A 21,257-nucleotide genomic window follows, 5' to 3' on the forward strand; every position below is an offset into this window, starting at 1 on the left:
TGAAATATACAGTTTATATATATATATATATATCGCTATAACTAGGTAAAATAAGTCTTAAAAGCGATATAATATAACTAGATAAACAAGATACTTTTTATCAGCATTTTTAATATTATAAAAAATATCAATAATATGATACAACATTATGCGAATTTTAATAATTATCTTTTAAGGAATTTGTTCATTAATATATATTAAGTAAACTACTCCATAAAAATACTTATATTCCTGCTATTAATATATTTACAACCAAAACATTACTTTAAGTTTATCTTTAGTTTACTTTTGATATAAAAATTAGTATATTGAATCTACATTTATAATTTACTTATTTAAATAAATCCTATAAAATTAAAACTATGAAATTAAAAAACAAAATCCTTATTACCGCCGCTTTAACGCTTCCTGTATTAGCGACAAGTTGCACCCAAAAAGTTGAAACGACAAAAAATACTTCAATAGATATAACTACTCCAGAAATCCCTAGAGATAATCAAGATAAACCAATATCACCACAAAAAGAAGTTATTGAAAAACCAAAAACTGAGCAAATAAAGCAACCAAATAAAGAAACAAAGACCGAACAAACTAATAAAAAAGATTTAGAAACTAAGAAAACTGAAGAGCAACCTCAAAACAATCAAGAAAAAAAAGAAGAAATTATACAATCTTCAGAGACAAAATCAGAACAACCAAAAAATGAAAACTTAGAAAATAAAGAAACTGAAATACAACCAGATTTTAATGATCTAGAATCATTGCAAAAAGATATTATAATTAACAATATATATTATAAAAAGCGTGATGCGTTAGTTGGTTGATCAGAATTAAAATATAATACAGATATTTTTATAAGTTTATTAAACTTACCGCAAAGTATAAAAGATAAATATCAGATTACTTATAATGAATCAAATGATTTTAAAGTAGACCAACAAAAAGGTGTAATCGAAAACATTTTAGTAACTTTCAATTTTAAAAATCATCAAAAAACTTATAAATATAAATTATCCGGTTTTAAAATAACAGAAAATAACCCAACAATTAATCATAAGGAACAATTTTTAAATAAAAAAACCTTAAATCAAAACATTCGTAACTTATTTCCATCTTTATTAGCTCATATGATTTTATATTCTGAAAACCCACAAAGTTATAGCCAAAACGAAAATAAAAGTAATTGTAGTAGTAATGACAGTTGTGTAATTAACTATGAATCATTACTTAACAAAAATAGAGATTTATTTAAAGAAACTACACCTAATTTAAATATCTCTTTAAAAACACAATTTTTTGAGATTAATGAAACTTATAAAGAAAAATATGTTTGAAATATTACAGCTGCTAAGTATAATGATTTAACCGGAAGCATCGGTTTGCAAGTAGAAATTAGAAATTCAGATGACAATCACAACAACGAACCAGACATTACCCAAGAATTTGAATTTGATGGATTACGTAGTTTAAATCCTAATAATCAAAACCCACTTTTAAGTTTTTTTATCACGCCAGCAGATTTAAAGGATGTAATTAATAATCTCACTAGTTTAAAAAACAAAATTTTAAATAACAAAGATAATAATAATACTATTATAACCTTAACTTCAATTGAAGCAAGTAGCTTAAAAACCAAATTATTTAACAAATTTTTAGTTTCAATTTTAGATAATCAAAATACTTATCATTTAAGCCTATCATCTCAATATACTAAAAACTTATTAGGTTTAACTCAAGGCTTTAGCATTTATCCTTTTTATACTCATTTAAGTTCTAATAATATTAATAACCTATCAATTAGTATCGAAGATGACTCACAACGAAATGCAAAAGTTGTAAATTTTACTTTTAACTTTAAATATCAAATTGCCATTCAAAATTCATATAGTAGTTTAAGAGATAATTCCTTAGATGGTGAGCACTATATCAAACTTGAAATTTCAAGTCAGGTGCCTATAAGTGGGCTCTCACAAACAAGCTAAAACGGTTTTTGAAACAGATTCAGTGATTGTTAAATATACCCTAGCAATCACTGAGGTAGGTTTATGAAAATCGGAACAGGATTTAATTCTCAAATATTTTTTAAATAAACAAGCTAATTTGTTAGATTTAGGTTGCGGAGCCGGCCGTAGTAGTTTTAATTTAGAAAACTTAGGTTATAAAAATATTTACGCAATTGATATCTCTAAAAAAATGATTGATACAGCGCGTTTAATCCAAAAACAAATTCATAATTCAAAAATAGTTTTTGAAAATATGGACGCAAGTAATTTAAAATATCCTAACGCTCATTTTAATTATGCTTTCTTTTCATTTAATGGCTTTTCAGGGATACCAAAGCACCAAAATCGCATCAAAGCACTAAATGAAATTTATCGGGTTTTAAAACCTAATGGAATTTTTATCTTTAGTATACATCCTTGAAATCAACAAAAATATCAACAAAGATTAAAAAAAGAAAACATCTCTAAAACAACCGAATTTGAAATCGAAAGATATGGTGATTTAATTTTTAAAAATGAAGAAAATTTATATGATTTCTTTCATTTATACAGTGATACTGAGTTAAAACAAAAATTAAGCAGTGTAGGTTTTAGAGTTTTAGATATCATCAATCGTGATACAAACTATTCAGAAGATCAACAAGTATTAAGCTTCGCCGATAACACCAACTTTTGGATTTGTCAAAAGTAATGTATTAAATATTAATAAATCAATTATTTTGATATAATAATGTTTTTAAATTTACATAAATTTAAAAATGAATTAAGTAAATTAGGAGATTTGATGAAAAAGATCAAAGGTAAGAATTTTATTTTTTACGGAGTTAACTATATCGTCGGTTTTGGTTTTTTAGCAACTATTTCTAGCGTTATCAAAACGGGAAGTTATAGTATCCTTGTATTCTTAATCACCTCCTTAATTGCCGCGGGTGTAATGTTGGCTTTCTCGCGCGGAAGTCAGTTATATGGTAATGAAGTTGGTGGCTCATATGTCTATGTAAAGAAAGCATTTCCTAAAAATAGATTCTTTTGATATGTAAATGGTTGAAATCAATTTATGCAAGCTCCGTTGTTTTCGGCAACGGCACCCTTATTTTTTATAAATATTATTCAATTGTTTATTAAAGATAACTCAGTATTACAAAAATATTCATTTCTGATTCAAATTTTAGCACTGTTATTCTTTATCTCGCTAACAATTATTTCGGCGCTGAATTTCAAAATTTCTACGAAAGTGATTCTATGATCAGCAGTTGTAAAATGAATTATTACAGGAATTATTTTTGTAGCGGTTATTTATCTAGTTACACAAAATCCAACTCAACAATTTCTAAAAGCAGACGCTAAAGTTACACCGTATTTAATTATTAGTTCTATTTTAACTTTTATATATGCTTACGGTGGTGTTGAGGGCTTAGCAGGTCTATCAACTGAAGTTAAAACTAAAAACTTTAGAAAAATTTTATTAATTGTTTTTGGTATTATTATTTTTATTTACATTCTATTTTATTTATTATTTTTATTTATTCCAGTCACTAGTTCTAGCAACTCAAGTTATACTGCCGTGATTTTAGAAAGCGCGTTAGGTATTGCCGGATTAATAATTTTTACAGTTGGTTTATTATTTAGACAAATTACTTCAACAGTATTTTCGATGATTTACTATGCAAAAAGCGTTGCTCCTTTATCTTTAGATGGTTTCTTACCTGCTTCATTAGGTAAAGTCGCTAAAAATGGTCAACACCGTAATGCTGTAATCTTTTCAACTGTAATCTCAATTATTGCAATGATTATTTTTACTATTCTACCTAGTTTACTAAAAGTCGAAAACCAGTTTTCTACCATTTTACAAGCCGGTAATTTAGTGTTCTTTTTACAGTATTTATTTGCACTAATTGCAATGTTAGCATTAGCTTATAATAAAAAATTAAATTTAAAAATTCCACTTTGAGAAAAAATTATTTATATCACAGTAAGTATATTAATCATTTTTATTATGCTTGTAACATTTATTCCGCCAATTTTAGGCGAAGCTTATAATGCTTCGAGCGCGATAATCATCGGTGGTTATGTAGTGTTTATGTTAATTGGTTTTATCTTTTGAGGTTTATACGTACTTTATAAAGAATTCAAATCATTAAAAACCAAGATTGAAAAAATTGAAAAATATATTGACGCACAAAACACTACTCAAACCGAGCTATTACAACAAGCAGAAAAAAATAATTTAGAAGCAAACCAAACTATTTTATGGGACGATCAGACAAACTAAAAACAGGACATACAATTATGTATGTCCTGTTTAGTTTAATGAATAATATTCAACAAAATCTCATAAAAAATCTTTTAGACAACATTTTATATGATTTCAATTATATTTTAATGTTTTAATGATATTTTAATCAAAATTGCAATCATAATACTGATAAATTATTACTCACTTAGAAAATAGAGCAAATGATTAGCAAACTATATATAATGAAAACAAGGGATAAACCCTTGTTTTATTCTTCGAAATTAATTAAATCCGAAATCTTTTTAGCCGCAATCGCTCCATCTGAAGCTGCAGTAACGATTTGTCTAATTTCTTTAGCACAGATGTCGCCGGCCGCAAAGATACCTTTTGCTCTAGTTTGCATTGAGGCATCAACTTCAATAAAACCTCTCGAATCTAAGATATCTAAATCCTTGATAAAGGTTGTAGTCGGTAACATCCCAATATAAGGGAAAAATGAAGCAATTGCAATTTTAGTTTCATTACCATCTTTATCAACGATAATAGCAGATTCTAAAGAATCGGTTCCATTAATTTCTTTAATTTGTGAATTACGATACACAATCACATTAGGACGACTTAATAATTCTTTAACTAAGCGTTTTTCTGCACTAAAGTCTGCATCACGAATCACAATATGTACTTCCGAAGCAATATTTGCTAAATAAGTTCCTTCTTCAACCGCTGAATTTCCAGCTCCTAAAACTAAAGTAGGGTGTCCTTTGAATAAAGGTCCATCACAAATGGCACAATAACTTACACCACGGTTTAAGAATTGATCAAAGTTTTTAATAAATTTTGGTTCTCTATTTTTCATTCCGGTAGCAATTAAAACGGTTTTAGCAAATAAAGACTCTCCGTTTGCTAGCACAATTTCTTTATCTAAATCGCCGTGGTTAATTAATGAAACAACTTCACCGTATTTATATTTAGCACCAAATTTTTTCGCATGTTCAAAAAATTCAGTTGCTAGTTTTCATCCATCCACAATTTCGGTCCCAATTCAGTTTTCAACCTTGTTAGTTAACACTAATTTTCCACCTGGTGAACCTTTTTCAACAAACATTGTTTTTAATTCGGCACGTGAAGCGTATAATGCGGCATTTAAAGCCGCTGGCCCACCACCAATTATAATTAAATCGTATCTTTCTTTTGTCATAATATTTTCCTTTTATTTAAATCATGCATAACTATAAAGTTTCTTAAATATATGTGAAAATGAAGTAGCAGCCACATATTTTAGATAACTATCTTCATCGGCATAACTATAAAACTTAAAGACTTTATGTTTTATAGTTACATTATATTTAACTTTGTTTCAGAATTGATAATATACAAACAATAATGCGCCAACCAACACAAATCCTAAGGCAACATATTGGTATAAACCATACGCCTCTTCACGGAGCGGTTCCATTGCCATACGTAGCAATCCGTATCATAATAAATACAATCCAACGCTGGTACCCGGTTTAAAGATACCAAAATAATTTACCACTCACACAATTAAAATATAACCAATTAAGTTTGCAAGTCCTTCGTATAAGAACAACGGATAACGATATGCGCCCGCTAAACCTAATTGATCTGTTAGCGCATCTGAAATATACATATTTGAAGCAAATGATTGACCAAAGACTAAAACACTGTTTCCGCTTCAGTCTATTTTTCCATAAACTTCGTGGTTAGCGTAGTTCCCTCAACGACCAACGAATTGTCCAATTAAAATAGTAGGAATAATAATTGAAGCAGCCTTGCGGATATCTAAGTGTTTTCTTTGGGTATAAACATACCATAAATCAACGATAATCGTTAAAATTAATCCCCCTTGAATACTTAGTCCACCTTCTCAAATTTTTCACCAAGCCGAACCTCGAAACGGTATTGGTGCATAAATTCATTGCTCAACCATATAACCAAAACGCGAACCTAAAATCCCCATTGGAATGGTTATTAAAATCAATACATATAACTTATCCATATTTAATTTTTCACGTTTTCAAAAAAACAAGATTGTTAAAATGGATGCTAAATAACCCAACATAATCATTAACGAATAAATTTGAACTTCAAAACTATTGATTTTAAATAATGGAAAGGCGGGAACACCTTCGCGATAAGCCACTGCAGGGATAAAATCTGCGCTATTCATCTGTATCTAACCTCCTTTTTTCCATTTCTCTTAAGATGTCTAATCCATCGTGTTTCGATAAATAAGCACTAACGGCAGCTTCTATTAATGAAGATACCGATCCACCTTCCTTAATTGGAATTTGGATTTTTTTAATGCTGCGCCCTAAAATTGGATACGATAAAAATCCAATTCCTAAGCGATCTAATTCATTTTGGACATCACTACGAACTAATTCTACCACTAAATGAATAATTGTAGATGAAGCAACAGCTTTAATACCATAAGTGTATTTAATATCAATAATCCCAATTCCACGCACTTCTAACATATTACGTGTAATTTTTGGTGATCTACCAATAAATAAATTTCCGTTATTTTTTATTAAAACCGAGTCATCGCTTATTAAAATGTGTCCTTTTTGCACTAATTCTAGGGCTGCCTCTGATTTACCAACTCCGCTTTGGCCGATAATTAACACACCAGTTCCACCAACTAAAACCAAACAACCATGCACTTGAACTTCTTCACAAAAATAATTATTTAAATATGAACCAATAATTGTGGTAATCGAAGAAGAACTAAGATTAGTGATACATACTGGAACATGATATTTATTCGCTATACTTTCTATTCAACTAAGTGCTGGTTTCATCACCCCGCGCGAGAGCACCACTAATGGTGGTTGGGTCTTAAAAATATGTTCAATCGCTTTGAGTGATTCTTTTTTACCAATGCTTTGAAATCATATTGATTCACTTGTTCCTCAACAAATTAAGTTACCGTTAGAATTTAAGTTTTCAATACGTTCGGCCAGTTCCAAACCAACACGTTTGATCGCAGGACGATAAATAAAATTTCAATTAATTGTTTCAGGGGTTTGATTGATTAATTTTAAACTAAAGGAATCAACAATTTTGGCAGCATTTATTTTAATCCGATTCATTAATTTAATTATATAGCTTTTCTCCTATTTAAATAAGATTTGTCTTAAAAATTCTGCGGTATAGCTTTTGGTAGATTTAGAAACTTCTTCAGGAGTTCCAGAAGCAACTACCATCCCACCCTTAACTCCGCCATCAGGGCCTAAATCAATTAAATAATCACAATTTTTAATAACATCTAAATTATGTTCGATCACTAAAACTGAATCCCCTTTTTCTACAATGCGTTCTAAAATTTCAATCAATTTTTTAACATCGTGCACATGTAATCCGGTAGTTGGTTCGTCTAAAACATATAATGTTTTTCCGGTCGGTTTCTTTTGTAAATAAGTAGCCAATTTTACCCGTTGTGCTTCACCTCCGGATAAAGTAGTTGACATTTGTCCGAGCTTGATATAACCGAGTCCAACATCTTGTAAAAATTGTAGTTTTTCAATAATTTTTTTATTAGTTTGAAAAAACTCTAATGCTTGATCTACACTCATTTCCAAGACATCATTGATGTTTTTGTCATGATATTTAATTTCTAAGGTTTCACGGTTATAACGTTTGGCATCGCATTGATCACAAGGGATATAAACATCTGGTAAAAAGTGCATTTCTATTTTTAAATAACCATCACCACTACATTTTTCACAACGACCACCAGGAGTATTGAAACTAAAAATTCCTTTATTATATCCACGCGCACGCGCTTCAGCAACATTAGCATAAACATCCCTAATATCATCAAAAACACCAGTATAAGTAGCCGGATTAGAGCGTGGAGTACGACCAATTGGACTTTGTGAAATTGGGACCACTTTATCGATATTAATTAAACCTTTAATAGTATCAAATTTTGCCTTACGTTGAATACTACCTTCAGTTAAGCCACGCATATGTTGAATTCCAGCAACTAAAATATCATTAATTAAAGTACTTTTTCCACTCCCTGATACCCCTGTTATTCCAACCAACATTCCTAACGGAATTTTAACGTCAATATTCTTTAGATTATTTTCACGGGCACCTTTAATTTCAATACTATGTCCGTTACCGCCGCGGCGCATTTTCGGGATATTAATACTTCATTCACCTGATAAATACTTTCCAGTTATAGATTGCGGACTTTGGATGATGTCATCTAAACTACCAGATGCAACTATTTCACCACCTTTTTCACCAGCAACTGGGCCAATATCTACTAAATAGTCGGCTGCATAAATGGTTTCTTCATCGTGTTCTACTACAATTAATGTATTTCCTAAATCCACCATATTTTTCAGAGTTTGAATCAGTTTTTGATTATCTTTTTGATGCAATCCAATTGATGGTTCATCTAAAACATATAAAACTCCTGATAAATTAGAACCAATTTGGGTAGCCAAACGAATGCGTTGTGCTTCACCGCCAGATAAACTTTCAGCACTCCGGTCAAGGGTTAAATATTCTAAACCAACGTTTTTTAGAAATGATAAACGATCTCAAATTTCCTTAATAATTAGATCTGAAATAGACTTTTTATTTTTATCTAACTTTGTTTGTAACTCAGCAATTTTTTCAAGTAGTTTTTCAATAGTCATTTTGATATAATCGAAAATATTTAACTTATCAATCCGCACACTTAAAGCTTGCTGATTCAGCCTTGCACCTTTGCATAAATGACATGCAAAAGTACCCATATATTTTTTTAAATAATCACGGCGATTTTCTGATGTGGTGCTGTAGTAATGGTTTTCAATTAAAGTAATGATTCCAGGCACACTATCCCTGCGACGATATTTATTTCCACTTCCAGAAACTAAGACATATTCAATCTCTTCGGTGCCACTACCATATAAAATCCGACTCACTTGTGCATTATTAAGTTCATCAAATGGAATATCTTTAGGAATGTTATAATGTTCTAGCATTGCATCAAACGTTTGTCATTCTAAATTTTGGGTATTAACAGTATTTGCAAAATATTTAATTGCACCTTGATTGATACTGCGCCATTGTTCAGGAATCAAAACGTCCACATCGGCCTTGAATTCTAAACCTAATCCTTTACAGTTATCACACATTCCATATGGAGCATTAAACGAAAACATTCTAGGTTCTATTTTAGAAATAGAAAAGTCTTTGTAAATACATGAATAAAGTTTAGAATATATTTTAGTTTCCTGGGTTTGTAAAAATTCAATTTTAACTAAACCACCTGATTTTTCGGTTGCAACATTTAAAGCGCTAGAAATTTCATTATAATTGGCTTCATTAACTAAAATACTACGTAAGATCACTAAATCAATATTATGTTTGGAATTTTTATTTAATGAAATTTCATCCTCTAATAAATAACTATCACCATCAATTTTAACTCTTAAAAAACCTTCATTTTTAAGTTTTTCTAAAAGGTTTTGATGTGTTCCTTTTTCTCCCTCAATCAAAGGTGCATAAATCGCGATTTTTGCATCAATAGCACTTTGATAAATTTGCTGTAAGATATCTTTGGTAGTTTGCGAAGCAATTTTAATATTATGATTCGGACAATATGATTCACCAATTCTTGCAAATAGCAATCTAAAATAATCATATAATTCCGTCACAGTTCCCACAGTGGAACGTGGATTATTATGCACGGTTTTTTGTTCAATAGAAATTGCCGGACTTAACCCTTCTATTTTATCTACATCTGGTTTTTTGGTCCCACCCAAAAACATCCTTGAATATGAACTCAGTGAATCTACATATCTGCGACGACCTTCTTCATAAATTGTATTAAAAGCTAACGAACTTTTTCCACTACCACTAAGACCGGTAAATACAACCAACTTATTTTTTGGAATTGTTAAATTCACATTTTTTAAATTATTTTCACGAGCACCTTTAATTACTAAAACATCATCTTTCATTGCTCTCCTTGTTTAGTTTTTAAAGTTAATGATAAAAAGATTGCTAATAAAAATAATATAAATTATGCTTATTTTTATAAACATAATTTATATATTTAATTAATATAAAATTTTAATTATCTCAAGGTTCACTTTTATACTTATTTTTTAAGAAATTATAAAGATTTTCCGCTTCTACTTTTTTATTTTTATTAAAAGAGGTTCCGTCTGGTTTGACAACATCTGGTTTATTTAATACAATTACAGTCATCTTTAAAATTCTTTGATAATGTTGACGATCATTATTCCATGAAAAATCATTTGATAAATCTGCTGGTTTGTATATTTTTATTTGCATGGCATCAATTTTTTTATTTTGATTAATAGCAGGTACTACAAATTCTTCTCAATATTTAGCATTTTCTGAATTATCAGTCCATTGTTCATACAAGAATAAACTTTTAGTTTTAAAAAATTCAGTGGTTTTTTGATAATTTAAGTATATTTTTTCAAACATTTTACGATTAATTTCTTGTAATTTTTCTTCTGTTAAGGTACTAAGTTGGTTTTTTAAAGAATCATCTATTAAAGGTGCATATGACTTAATTAAATCTAAATTAAATCTACTTAAAAATATTTGATTTAAATCATCTTCAGAATCAATTAGCGCAATTCTGCCATAAAAAATATTTCCAAATTTACCGTAATTATCTTTTTTATATGCTCAATTATTTGAAAAATAACCACCTTGATATGTTTGAATATTACTATCTATTTGATATTCTTTTAAGTATTTTATAAACTTATCCATTTTTTGTGTTTCTGAACTTTTATTATCCTTACCGAAAGGACTAGAACAAGATAAACTTAATAACGGTATAGTTGTAATTGTAGTAAAAATAAAGTACTTTTTTATCTTTTTCATAATACCTCTTTTTAATAATTTATTTGTCAAATCTATATTTTGCTTTTAGATAATCATAAAGTTTTATCGCTTGTGATTTGTTTAATTCTTCATTTACTATAACAGTATTAACCGATTTATCAAAAACTTTGTACAATAATGTAAAACTCAACGGATACTCTACGGGTTGATATGCTAAGTCATATTTTAGGATACTTGAAGGACTAACTAAATTAAAAATATTTATTTTTTTAGTTGGTACTATTTCACTTGAATTTAGAAAAGGCCGAATATTAATTTTTTGAAAAATAAATAAATTTTTAGTTATAAAAAAAGTATCAATAGATTCATTATTTAAAAATATTTTACTAAATTTCTGTTTAATAAATTCTTTAAGTTGTGATTCACTCATTAATTTCTCTTCTTTATATGTATCGACTTCCACATTATTTTCATTTATAGTTTTACTATTTATGTTTTTAAAGAAATCTAAATTTATTTTGTCTATTATTTTTTCTTGTAATTCCTGTGAACTTTTTAATAAAATATAATCTTTATTAACCCTATCAAGAAAAGTTTTTTTCTTTGTTTTTTTTGTATAAATACTACTATTGTAAGAGAGAAAAATTGATTCAAAATAATTATCTGATAGTCGTTTTATTTCATTATCTTCTTGGTATTTATCCAATAAATCCAAAAAATTTTCTGCATACTTTTCTTCATCATATTCTTTTGCAACTTTTTTTTCATTGTTTATATTAGTGCATGCAACTACGAAAACAGGAAAAGTAAATGTTCCGCTTAATAAAAGTCAATATTTGTTTTTCATCATCACTACCTTATTGTGTATGTTAACGCTAAACTATCATCTATCGAATTATTGAATAGTGAATCTGCATATTTTTTGATTGCAAAGCGATATGTTCCACTTTCGCTTGTGATATATTCTAAAATTTCATCATTAGATTTTATGGAATTTTTTTTATCTATATCATATCAATTACCATATTTATCTTTTTTTTGTAAAATTATGTCATAATCAGTAAAGAAATTATTGCCTTGTTTTTTGTTAGTTGTTTCAAGATTCAATCTTTCTGAATTAATATGTGTTTTATATCATTCGTCTTTTTCTCTTGTTAATCTGAAACCCTCAATAGAATTCGCAATTATACCACCTAACGGACCCAAGAATCATCATCAATTAACATTAGCATTATATGTTGGTAAGTTTTCTTTATTTTTTAAAATACCAGCATTAAACAATCAAGAAATAGCACCTTTTATATGCTTATTTTTATCTACAAAGAACTCTTTTGAAGTCATTATTATTCCTGTTTCGTTTTTTGATATATCTTTAAACTCTATATTATTAGTTGCTTCTAACATTTTTTCAAAATCTACTATTCCTGCACCATAAATCTTAGAATATCCATTTTCTTTATACTCAATTTTATCAATTATATTTGGAGTTCTTGATGAAGCACCTATAATAGCTTTTATAGCTTGCAATCTTTTTGAATCAATGTCTAAAAATCTTTTCTCTCTTAATAAAGTTGAAATTAAACCTGAAACTATTGGTGCAGCAAAACTTGTACCACGAAAATCATCATATTTTTTAATTTTAAAAAAGTCATCTTCGTAATAATATCTAGAATATAAATACCCAGGAGCTACAACATTAGGTTTAGCAAGGTCCGAATAATCATCATATAATAAATAGTTTGAGTAATCAGCTATTCTATCTGTAGCATTTTTTGTTAATTTGTTATAATCTAAAGCTCCTACTACAATATTATTGAACGATGCGTTTGGACCATCAATTCATTCATTTTCTTTTATTTTATTGTCATTACCATTTCCAGAAGCAAAAACATTAACCACACCATATTTTCGTGAAATGTAATCTAAAAAAAAGTTATTTTCATTATATTTATAATCAGGATGATCTTTATTATAACCATAACTATGATTTATTACCCTTACACCTTTGTTTAAAACAAATCATTCAATCGCCTTCATTCAATGAGAATCAAAACTAGTAAATGATGCAAAATATAATTTTGCAAATCTATCAAAACCTTGTTCTCCGGCTGCTATTGAAGAAACTTCCTGAGCATGATGACTTATGTTTTTTAGAGAATCAGAATAAATTTCATATCCAAATTTCTTATAATCTTCTGTTTTATCAGCATCTAATGTACCTTTTACTTCCAAAACACCAATAGATGAACTATTAGCATATCCTCTTTTGTCCTCTCTTGATTTTTGCGCATCAAAATTTACAAAAGTAGAATTAGTATTATTAATTTTTTTATCTAATTTGAAGTATGGGTCTTTTACCTCTGCATCATCATTATGTTCTATATCTGATACAAGTGATTTTGATTGGCTTGCTTTTTTATTAGAAAAAACAATTGCTTGAAAAATTTCGTTTTTTTCTATTATATTTTTTAAAAAACTCTCGCGATCATTTTCATTTTTAAAATAAAATCAAACAATAGGCATCATTTCGCTTGTTTCATAATTTAAAACTAACCTATTTAATTTGTCTTGCTTTTTAATATTATCAATAAATTCATGATTCTTTTGTTTTATAAAGTCATTATTTGTATTATCATTAAATTCATAATTTAATAATAATTTTAATTCAAAATGATTGTTAATATTAATATCATTTGCATCGTTTGCAGAATTTAGATTAAACTTATTTTCTCTTACTACCATTTTATTATTTTGATATTTTTCATATCAAAGTGTTTGTGTCTTTTGTGTTTTAGAATTATCCGGAAGATAAATATAACCCACAGATACAGTTGTAGCAAACACCACTCCTGATGTTATTCAAAATAATTTTTTTAATTTTTTGTTCAATTAAAATTCCTCCATAAAAAATTTAATTTATCTTGATTATATGTTTTGCTTTCTTTGTTTATTATCACATCATTATTATAAGATACAAAATATAAATTAACAAATGAAATTTTTTGAAATGTATAAAAATATTATAAAAATCTTTTTTCTGCTTTTTTTGTTTCATATTTTTTCCATATTATAAAAAAGCAGCCTAAAAGGTTGCTATTTGTTGAATAAATTATATGTTTGAACACGAAAGAGTGCTTTCTTAAGTTTGGTTTCTAATTTTACTAAATCTACGGTATCTTTATTATTTTTAATACTATTTGATAAAAATTCAACATCATCTTGGGCGCGTTTGATATCGATTTCTTTTGCATTAATAATATCATCGGTAATAATATTAATTTTACTACGGTCTGCGTAAATAATCCCACCACCAATATAAAAACTTTGTAACGGTTGACCATCAACAGCACCAATAGTTAAAGTACCGATTTCTATACTAGAAAATAATGGAGCACGGTTAGGTTGAATCCCGATATAACCATTAGCGGTTCGTAGAGTAACGATATGAATATCACCTTCATAAAAAATTCCGTTTGGAGCAGTAATCTTAAGATGTGTTTTATTCATTATTTTTGTTATATCTTTCTATAACATCATCAATACTTCCTGCGTATCTAAAGATATCTTCAGGATAAGTATCATAATCACCATTTAAAATTGCCTTGAAGCTACGGATGGTTTCTTTCAAAGGAACATATTGACCTTTAATTCCTGAAAACTTTTCAGCAACAGTGAAAGGTTGCGATAAAAAGTTTCTAATGCGACGTGCGCGTGCAACGATTTTTTTATCTTCTTCGGATAATTCGCCCATCCCTAAAATGGCAATAATATCTTGTAGTTCTTTAAATCTTTGCAAAATAGAAATCACACTTTGAGCGACATTATAATGTTCTGAACCAACTACTAACGGATCTAATAAACGTGAAGATGAATTTAATGGATCAATCGCTGGATAAATTCCTAATGACGCAATTCCACGGTCTAAAACGGTTTTAGCATCTAAGTGACTAAAAGTAGTTGCAGGAGCCGGATCGGTTAGGTCATCGGCAGGCACATACACAGCTTGCACTGAAGTAATAGAACCACGACGAGTTGAAGTAATCCGTTCTTGTAAAGCCCCCATCTCAGTTGCTAAGGTTGGTTGATATCCAACCGCGGATGGCATACGACCTAATAAGGCTGACACTTCAGAACCGGCTTGTGTAAATCTAAAGATGTTGTCAATAAATAATAACACATCTTGATTTTGTTTATCTCTAAAATATTCAGCCATTGTTAAACCACTTAAAGCAACACGCATACGTGCACCGGGCGATTCATTCATTTGACCAAAGACTAAGGCAGTTTTATCTAAGACTCCGGCCGCTTTCATTTCATAGTATAAATCATTTCCTTCACGAGTACGTTCACCAACACCAGCAAATACCGAAAGTCCGTTATGTTGTGTTGCAATGTTATTTATGAGTTCTTGAACTAAAACTGTTTTTCCAACTCCAGCTCCACCAAATAAACCAATTTTTCCACCTTTTGCATATGGAATTAAAAGGTCGATAACTTTAATTCCGGTTTCCAAAACTTCTGATGAAGTTTTTTGTTCTTCGTACGAAGGAGAAGGTGCATGAATTGGGGCGCGACTAAATTCGCCTTCTAGCGGTAATTCATCGATTGGATTTCCTAAAACATCAAACATTCTGCCTAAGACAATATTACCAACTGGTACCGAAATTGCTGCACCAGTATCTTCAACTTGCATTCCACGCTGTAATCCGTTTGTATTTCCCATTGCGATGGTACGTGCAGTATCATCTCCGATGTGTTGTGCAACTTCTAAAGTATAAATTTGTCCGTTATTATCTGTTACAGTTAAAGCATTAAGTAGTTTTGGTAGTTTTCCCTCACTAAAACGCACGTCAACAACTGGTCCTAAAATTTGGACGATCATTCCATTTTTTTTCATTATATCTCCTTTATTTAAGTTGCATCTGCACCAGCAACAATCTCGGTAATTTCTTGAGTAATTATACTTTGACGCTGTCTGTTAAATTCTAATTTGAGTTCTTTAATTAAATCATCAGCATTATTAGTAGCATTTTCCATTGCATTACGACGTGATGCCATTTCAGAAATTTTTGATTCAAAAGCCAAGGTATAAATCATGCTCGAAATATACATCGGAACTGAATTTAATAACACACTTTCGGCATTAGGTTCAAATTCAATATCAGAACCTACAAGAGTTTTTTCACTAATATCTAATGGAAAAAGTTTTTTTATGGTTGCTTCTTGATTGAGATTGTTGATAAAAGATGTATAAATTAAATGCACCTGATTAATTTTTTTATGTGAATATAAGTCAAAAGCAGTTTTGGTAATTTCATTACAAATTGTATAAGATAACTTATCACCAATATTGGTATATGCATTTAAAATTTGTGCTTTATGTGATGATGAATTTAGTAATCCATATCCTTTTGTTCCGATAACTACAATCTGATCTTGAGTTTTAACGTTTTCATTTAGTAATTTAAAAATATTAGAATTATATGATCCACATAAACCTAAGTCACTAGTTACAACTACATATAAACTTGCATCTATTTCTTTATTTTGTGGAAAAATTTCATAAAAATCACGGGGTTGTACGTGTAAAATCAATTCATTAAAAGTATCATCTAAGGTATCTTTATATGATTGGATTTGAATATGTTCGTTACGTAATCTTCTTAATTTAGAAGTTGAAACAAGTTCCATAGCATTGGTAATTTTTTGAGTGTTGCTAACTACAGAAATACGATTTTTTAAACTATTTAAACTAGGCATTAAACTACATCTTGATATTTAGCTGGAATTTCTTTGTACATACGTTTATCGTAATCGGGAATAGTTGCAACAATGTTTTGTACGATTTTAACTAAAGCTTTTGCTATAATTTGATAATCTTCATCAGAAATTTTTCCACTACTGTGGATGCGATCAAAAACTCCAAAACCTACTTCATCATGTGATGCTCAATTAATGACATTATCACGATATTCATGAATGTGATCTAAAGGTAGTGGGTTGATAATACGTTCTTTAACACCAACCAAAATAATTGCTTGTGTTTCTTGCGGAATTGGTAGATATTGCTCTTGTTTAAGTAATTGATATACTTTAGCACCATGATCTAAAATAGTTTTAGTTGAATCATCTAAATCTGAACCAAATTGTGCAAAAGCAAGCATTTCATTATATTGTGCTAATTCTAATTTGAGCGAACCTACTACTTGTTTGGTGGCCTTGGTTTGTGCTGCAGAACCTACCCGCGAAACACTAAAACCAATATCTACTGCTGGTCTTTGTCCGGCGTTAAACAAACTTTCTTTAGTAAAAATTTGACCATCAGTAATTGAAATTACATTGGTAGGAATATATGCACTAATGTCACCTTGTTGGGTTTCAATAATTGGTAAGGCAGTAATGGAACCACCACCATAATCTTTGTTTAAACGTGCAGCTCTTTCTAAAAGTTGAGAGTGTAAATAGAAAACATCCCCAGGATATGCTTCGCGACCTGGTGGTCTTCTCAAAAGCAATGAAAGGGTACGGTATGCAATCGCATGTTTAGAAAGATCATCATAAATAATTAAAACATCTTGGCCTTTTTTCATTCATTCTTCTGCAATAGTAACTCCGGTATATGGAGCAATATATTGTTGTGGTGCTAATTCACTAGCTCCCGCAACTACTATAGTGGTATATTCAAGGGCTTGGGTATCCGAAAGTTTTTGTACTATTTGCGCTACGGTTGAATTTTTTTGACCGATTGCCACATAAACACATTTTACATTTTTACCTTTTTGATTGATGATAGTATCAATTGCAATTGCAGTTTTTCCGGTTTGACGATCCCCGATAATTAATTCACGTTGTCCTTTACCAATCGGAATCATTGTATCAATTGCTAAAATTCCGGTTTCCAAAGGTTGATTTACTTCCTTGCGAGTCATAACACCTGATGCAGTTTTAAAAATTTCTGATTTGCTGGTGGTTTCTATTTTACCTTTACCATCAATTGGATTTCCTAACGCATCAACGACACGGCCTAACAGAGCATCACCAACATTAACTGAGATAACTTCACCAGTTCTTTCTACATAATCTCCCTCAGAAACTGAATTTGCATTACCAAATAAAGCAACTCCAACAGTTTCTTCTTCTAAGTTTAAGGCTAAACCATATACAGTTTTATTAAAAACAACAATTTCACTATTTTTAACCTTATCTAGACCGGTTACAACAGCAATCCCATCCCCAACAGAGATAACACGCCCAATTTCTGAATAATCAACTTTAGAATCAATATTTTTAATACGATCTTTAATGATTGCAGAAATATCATCTAACTTAATTGCCATCTACACCTCCTTTTCATATTTTAAAATTTCATATTTCATTTTTTCTAATTGGTGTTTAATGTTTAATTCCATTGTTTCAGTGCGTGAAACAATTTTAATACCTGCGATTAAACTAGGATCCACATGATTAGTGATTTCAATACTACGACGTGTGGAAATTTGGATTTTATTTTTTATTTGCTCTAACTGCTCGTTTGTCAATGGAAATGCTGAAATTACATCAATAAATCTGATTTTTAAAACACGGTTTGAAAGTTTTAAATATTCAATCATGATTTTGCGGATGTGTTTTGCAACACCACGAGCAACAATTACTTTGAGTGCATTAATAATAATTCAATCAAAACCCTTGAATGCTAAATCAATGGTTTTAAGACGCTCGTTTAAAGAAATAAAATCATCATAAAAATAATTAGTAAATTCTGCATTATGGGTAAATAATTCTTTTACAGCTTCAAATTGTGGATGTAATTGTTGAAATTTGTTTTCTTCTTGAACTAAGTCAAAAATCGCTACAGAATAAGCTTGAATATTCTTTTTTTGTTGCATTATAATTCATCAACTTCTTTATCAGTGTTTAAGAATGTTTGTACAATCTCATCTTGAGTTTGTTGTGACATTTCACGTTTAAGAATTTTTTCTGAAAGTTCAGTAGCAACTGTAACGATATATTTTTTAGAATTTTCTTCAAATTCTTTTTGTTGTGCTTTAATATCTAAAGCAGTTTCATTTAACATTCGTTTTGCTTCAGTTTTAGCTTTATTACGATAAAAATCAGAAACTTTTTCAGCTTTTATTTTAGCGTTAGTAATAATTTTATCGGCTTGTACATGTGCGTTTTTTAAATTTTCATTTGCTTGATTTAAAATAAGCACACTTTCTTCTTTTTGTTTAACAGAATCATCAATGTTGCCTTGGATGAATTCTCTACGTTTTTTCATTGCTTTTTTAACTGGTTTATAAAATAAAAACCATAAAAGAATTGCTGCTAAAATAAACGCTAAAATAGTAGCAATCATTAAAGGAATACTTGGAAATAAACCTTTAAATTTTTCTGATATTGTTTGGTTAATGTCAAATTTTTGAGCGACACTTACCGTTAATGAATATTGGAACATAATTTTTATTTAGTGAATAAGATAATGAAAGCAATAATTAAAGCATAAATGGATGATGTTTCAGCAATAGCAGCACCAAGGATAAGTGTAAGTTTAATTCTGGATTCAGCTTCCGGATTTCTACCAACGGCTTCAACAGCTTTACCTGACGAATATCCTTGTCCCAAACCTGAACCAATAACACCAACCATCGCAATACCTGCACCAATTGCTACAAGTCCTGCGTGATTTGAACTAGCTGCAGAAGTGGCGACTGTATTAGCGGCTGCTTCGCCAGCTTTTTGCATTACTTTTGATGTTACTTCTTTCATATTGTCTGCTGCTTTAGCTGTATTATCTGTTGCTTCAGCTAAAAGTTGAATAATTGAAGATGAAATCATAATAACTCCTTAATAAATTGATTCAATTTTTCGTTTTCCGAATTTTTTAAAAATACCAACTTGTGAATTTTGTACTTTTTTAGGTTTTTCTTCCTCAGCTGTTGATTCTATACTTCAATATACCGCTGTAAGAAGTGTAAATACCAATGTTTGTAATAAACCATCAAAAATATCAAAATACAAGTGGAAAAATGGTGTGAAAATAATACCTATAATAAATTTAAGTGGGTAATCTTCAGATGTCGATACACCTGGAATTTTGTGAAAAATAAAAGCAAACGCTGTATACATCATTGTTAAAATTAATGACCCACCGATGATGTTTCCGTAGATCCGAAAACTTAATGAAATAAGTGGCGGAACCTTGCTAATAAGGTCTCACGGAGCCTTAATATATGCTCATAAATATTTTAATTTACGATGAATTGCTCCCGCGATAAAAATTCCAAATCAAGTAGATAAAGCCAAAGTAAGTGGCACAGAATAAGCTGTAACAACTGGTTCCAAACCAAGAATTGGCAATAAGTTTCCAATTAATAAAAAGGTTGCTAAAGTAAAAATATAAAATTTTGCACCTGGAATTTTTCCGGTTGAAATCTCATCAAAGGTGCTATCTATATATCCGACGTAACCTTCAGCAACCTGTACTACACCAGATGGTGCTTTATCAGGTTTACTTTTTCGAATTTTTACAAATACGATAATACAAATGATAAAAATAATCAAAACCGTCATAATTAAAGAAAATAATTGCGGATAAGATCAATTTCAAAGCGATTCTTTAAATCCTGACAAAATTACCTCCTTTTTTTGCTTTTCTTTTTTAAATATATATACTGAACAAAAACAATGAAATAATTAATTCCTACTCCGGCACATAATGTAAAAATGTTGATTGGTAAGGTTCATAACTGTAATTTATTTACATAGTTTTTTAGTGTAAAAATCCGTGAATTTATTGCTCAAATTCCGTATAAAACTAAAGAAACTATAACAATAAAAATGAAATATTTCAAACTTATTAAAGAATAAGCAAATCATCTAGTTTTAAAACGAAATGATACAAAAATTGTTGTTATTTTATGCAGTATATAAGAGGTCAAAGCCCCAATTGCAAACCCAAAGAAAGCACCCTTAAATCATACCGATATGATTGCAAAAAAAACTAACCAAATACCAAAGAAACTTCAGAATACTCGATCGTATTCTTTTTGAAATTCTTTCATATCCCTCCTTGGTTTGCTTTTATAATTGTATAACTTTTTTTTAAATACAAAATAATTACAAACAAAAATATCACTATTTTTTAGGTGTTTGAAAATTTCTAT

At 29.4% G+C, this 21,257-nt stretch carries 19 protein-coding genes; 3 read left to right on the plus strand and 16 right to left on the minus strand.

What is annotated here, in order from left to right:
- Positions 1-362: 362 nt before the first annotated feature.
- The 3 genes from BCF59_RS00155 (at position 363) to BCF59_RS00165 (ending at position 4,275) form a co-directional block, all read left to right on the plus strand.
- Complete coding sequence (locus BCF59_RS00155; RefSeq protein WP_134109950.1) at positions 363-1,982, plus strand: LppA-related lipoprotein; 1,620 nt, start codon at positions 363-365, stop codon at positions 1,980-1,982.
- Positions 1,960-2,694, plus strand: a complete 735-nt coding sequence (locus tag BCF59_RS00160; RefSeq protein WP_134109953.1) for a methyltransferase domain-containing protein — start codon at positions 1,960-1,962, stop codon at positions 2,692-2,694. Before BCF59_RS00155 ends, BCF59_RS00160 begins: the two co-directional genes overlap by 23 nt.
- Before the next feature lie 93 nt (positions 2,695-2,787).
- Entirely contained in the window at positions 2,788-4,275 is a 1,488-nt protein-coding gene (locus BCF59_RS00165; RefSeq protein ID WP_166666777.1) for an APC family permease, read from the plus strand.
- Positions 4,276-4,507: 232 nt separating this feature from the next.
- Here BCF59_RS00165 and BCF59_RS00170 read toward each other — a convergent pair whose 3' ends face one another.
- The 16 genes from BCF59_RS00170 to BCF59_RS00245 form a co-directional block, all read right to left on the minus strand.
- Positions 4,508-5,440: an NAD(P)/FAD-dependent oxidoreductase gene (locus BCF59_RS00170; protein ID WP_134109959.1), complete on the minus strand. Its 933-nt coding sequence runs from the start codon at positions 5,438-5,440 to the stop codon at positions 4,508-4,510.
- A 9-nt stretch (positions 5,441-5,449) separates the two neighbouring features.
- Positions 5,450-6,430 (minus strand): prolipoprotein diacylglyceryl transferase, encoded by a 981-nt coding sequence (gene lgt, locus BCF59_RS00175; protein WP_134109962.1) that lies wholly within the window; start codon positions 6,428-6,430, stop codon positions 5,450-5,452.
- Positions 6,423-7,355 carry an HPr(Ser) kinase/phosphatase gene (gene hprK, locus BCF59_RS00180; protein WP_318025641.1) on the minus strand — a complete coding sequence of 311 codons (933 nt, stop codon included), beginning with the start codon at positions 7,353-7,355 and terminating at the stop codon, positions 6,423-6,425. Before hprK ends, lgt begins: the two co-directional genes overlap by 8 nt.
- 24 nt (positions 7,356-7,379) lie before the next feature.
- The gene (gene uvrA, locus BCF59_RS00185) at positions 7,380-10,229 is read right to left on the minus strand and encodes an excinuclease ABC subunit UvrA (protein WP_134109968.1); all 2,850 of its coding nucleotides are present in this window, start codon (positions 10,227-10,229) and stop codon (positions 7,380-7,382) included.
- A 112-nt stretch (positions 10,230-10,341) separates the two neighbouring features.
- Positions 10,342-11,133 (minus strand): hypothetical protein, encoded by a 792-nt coding sequence (locus BCF59_RS00190; RefSeq protein WP_134109971.1) that lies wholly within the window; start codon positions 11,131-11,133, stop codon positions 10,342-10,344.
- Between the two features lie 19 nt (positions 11,134-11,152).
- Positions 11,153-11,941, minus strand: coding sequence for a hypothetical protein (locus BCF59_RS00195; RefSeq protein ID WP_134109974.1), 789 nt, complete (start codon positions 11,939-11,941; stop codon positions 11,153-11,155).
- A 5-nt stretch (positions 11,942-11,946) separates the two neighbouring features.
- Positions 11,947-13,983: a S8 family serine peptidase gene (locus BCF59_RS00200; protein WP_134109977.1), complete on the minus strand. Its 2,037-nt coding sequence runs from the start codon at positions 13,981-13,983 to the stop codon at positions 11,947-11,949.
- A 204-nt stretch (positions 13,984-14,187) separates the two neighbouring features.
- Positions 14,188-14,601 (minus strand): ATP synthase F1 subunit epsilon, encoded by a 414-nt coding sequence (atpC, locus tag BCF59_RS00205; protein WP_234851405.1) that lies wholly within the window; start codon positions 14,599-14,601, stop codon positions 14,188-14,190.
- Complete coding sequence (gene atpD / locus BCF59_RS00210; protein ID WP_134109982.1) at positions 14,594-15,991, minus strand: F0F1 ATP synthase subunit beta; 1,398 nt, start codon at positions 15,989-15,991, stop codon at positions 14,594-14,596. Before atpD ends, atpC begins: the two co-directional genes overlap by 8 nt.
- Before the next feature lie 14 nt (positions 15,992-16,005).
- A complete protein-coding gene (gene atpG / locus BCF59_RS00215; RefSeq protein WP_134109985.1) occupies positions 16,006-16,854 on the minus strand; it encodes an ATP synthase F1 subunit gamma in 849 nt (282 codons plus the stop codon).
- A complete protein-coding gene (gene atpA / locus BCF59_RS00220) occupies positions 16,854-18,431 on the minus strand; it encodes a F0F1 ATP synthase subunit alpha (RefSeq protein ID WP_134109988.1) in 1,578 nt (525 codons plus the stop codon). Before atpA ends, atpG begins: the two co-directional genes overlap by 1 nt.
- On the minus strand, positions 18,432-18,980 hold the full coding sequence (gene atpH / locus BCF59_RS00225) for an ATP synthase F1 subunit delta (protein WP_134109991.1): 549 nt from the start codon (positions 18,978-18,980) through the stop codon (positions 18,432-18,434).
- Positions 18,980-19,549: a F0F1 ATP synthase subunit B gene (gene atpF, locus BCF59_RS00230; protein WP_134109994.1), complete on the minus strand. Its 570-nt coding sequence runs from the start codon at positions 19,547-19,549 to the stop codon at positions 18,980-18,982. Before atpF ends, atpH begins: the two co-directional genes overlap by 1 nt.
- 5 nt (positions 19,550-19,554) lie before the next feature.
- Positions 19,555-19,929: an ATP synthase F0 subunit C gene (gene atpE / locus BCF59_RS00235; protein WP_318025642.1), complete on the minus strand. Its 375-nt coding sequence runs from the start codon at positions 19,927-19,929 to the stop codon at positions 19,555-19,557.
- Between the two features lie 9 nt (positions 19,930-19,938).
- Positions 19,939-20,724: a F0F1 ATP synthase subunit A gene (locus tag BCF59_RS00240; protein ID WP_134109997.1), complete on the minus strand. Its 786-nt coding sequence runs from the start codon at positions 20,722-20,724 to the stop codon at positions 19,939-19,941.
- A gap of 2 nt (positions 20,725-20,726) precedes the next feature.
- Positions 20,727-21,155, minus strand: a complete 429-nt coding sequence (locus tag BCF59_RS00245; RefSeq protein WP_134110000.1) for a hypothetical protein — start codon at positions 21,153-21,155, stop codon at positions 20,727-20,729.
- Positions 21,156-21,257: the final 102 nt, after the last annotated feature.

The sequence above is a fragment of the Mycoplasmopsis mustelae genome (assembly GCF_004365095.1).
In the GTDB taxonomy this organism is placed as follows: domain Bacteria; phylum Bacillota_I; class Bacilli_A; order Mycoplasmatales; family Metamycoplasmataceae; genus Mycoplasmopsis; species Mycoplasmopsis mustelae.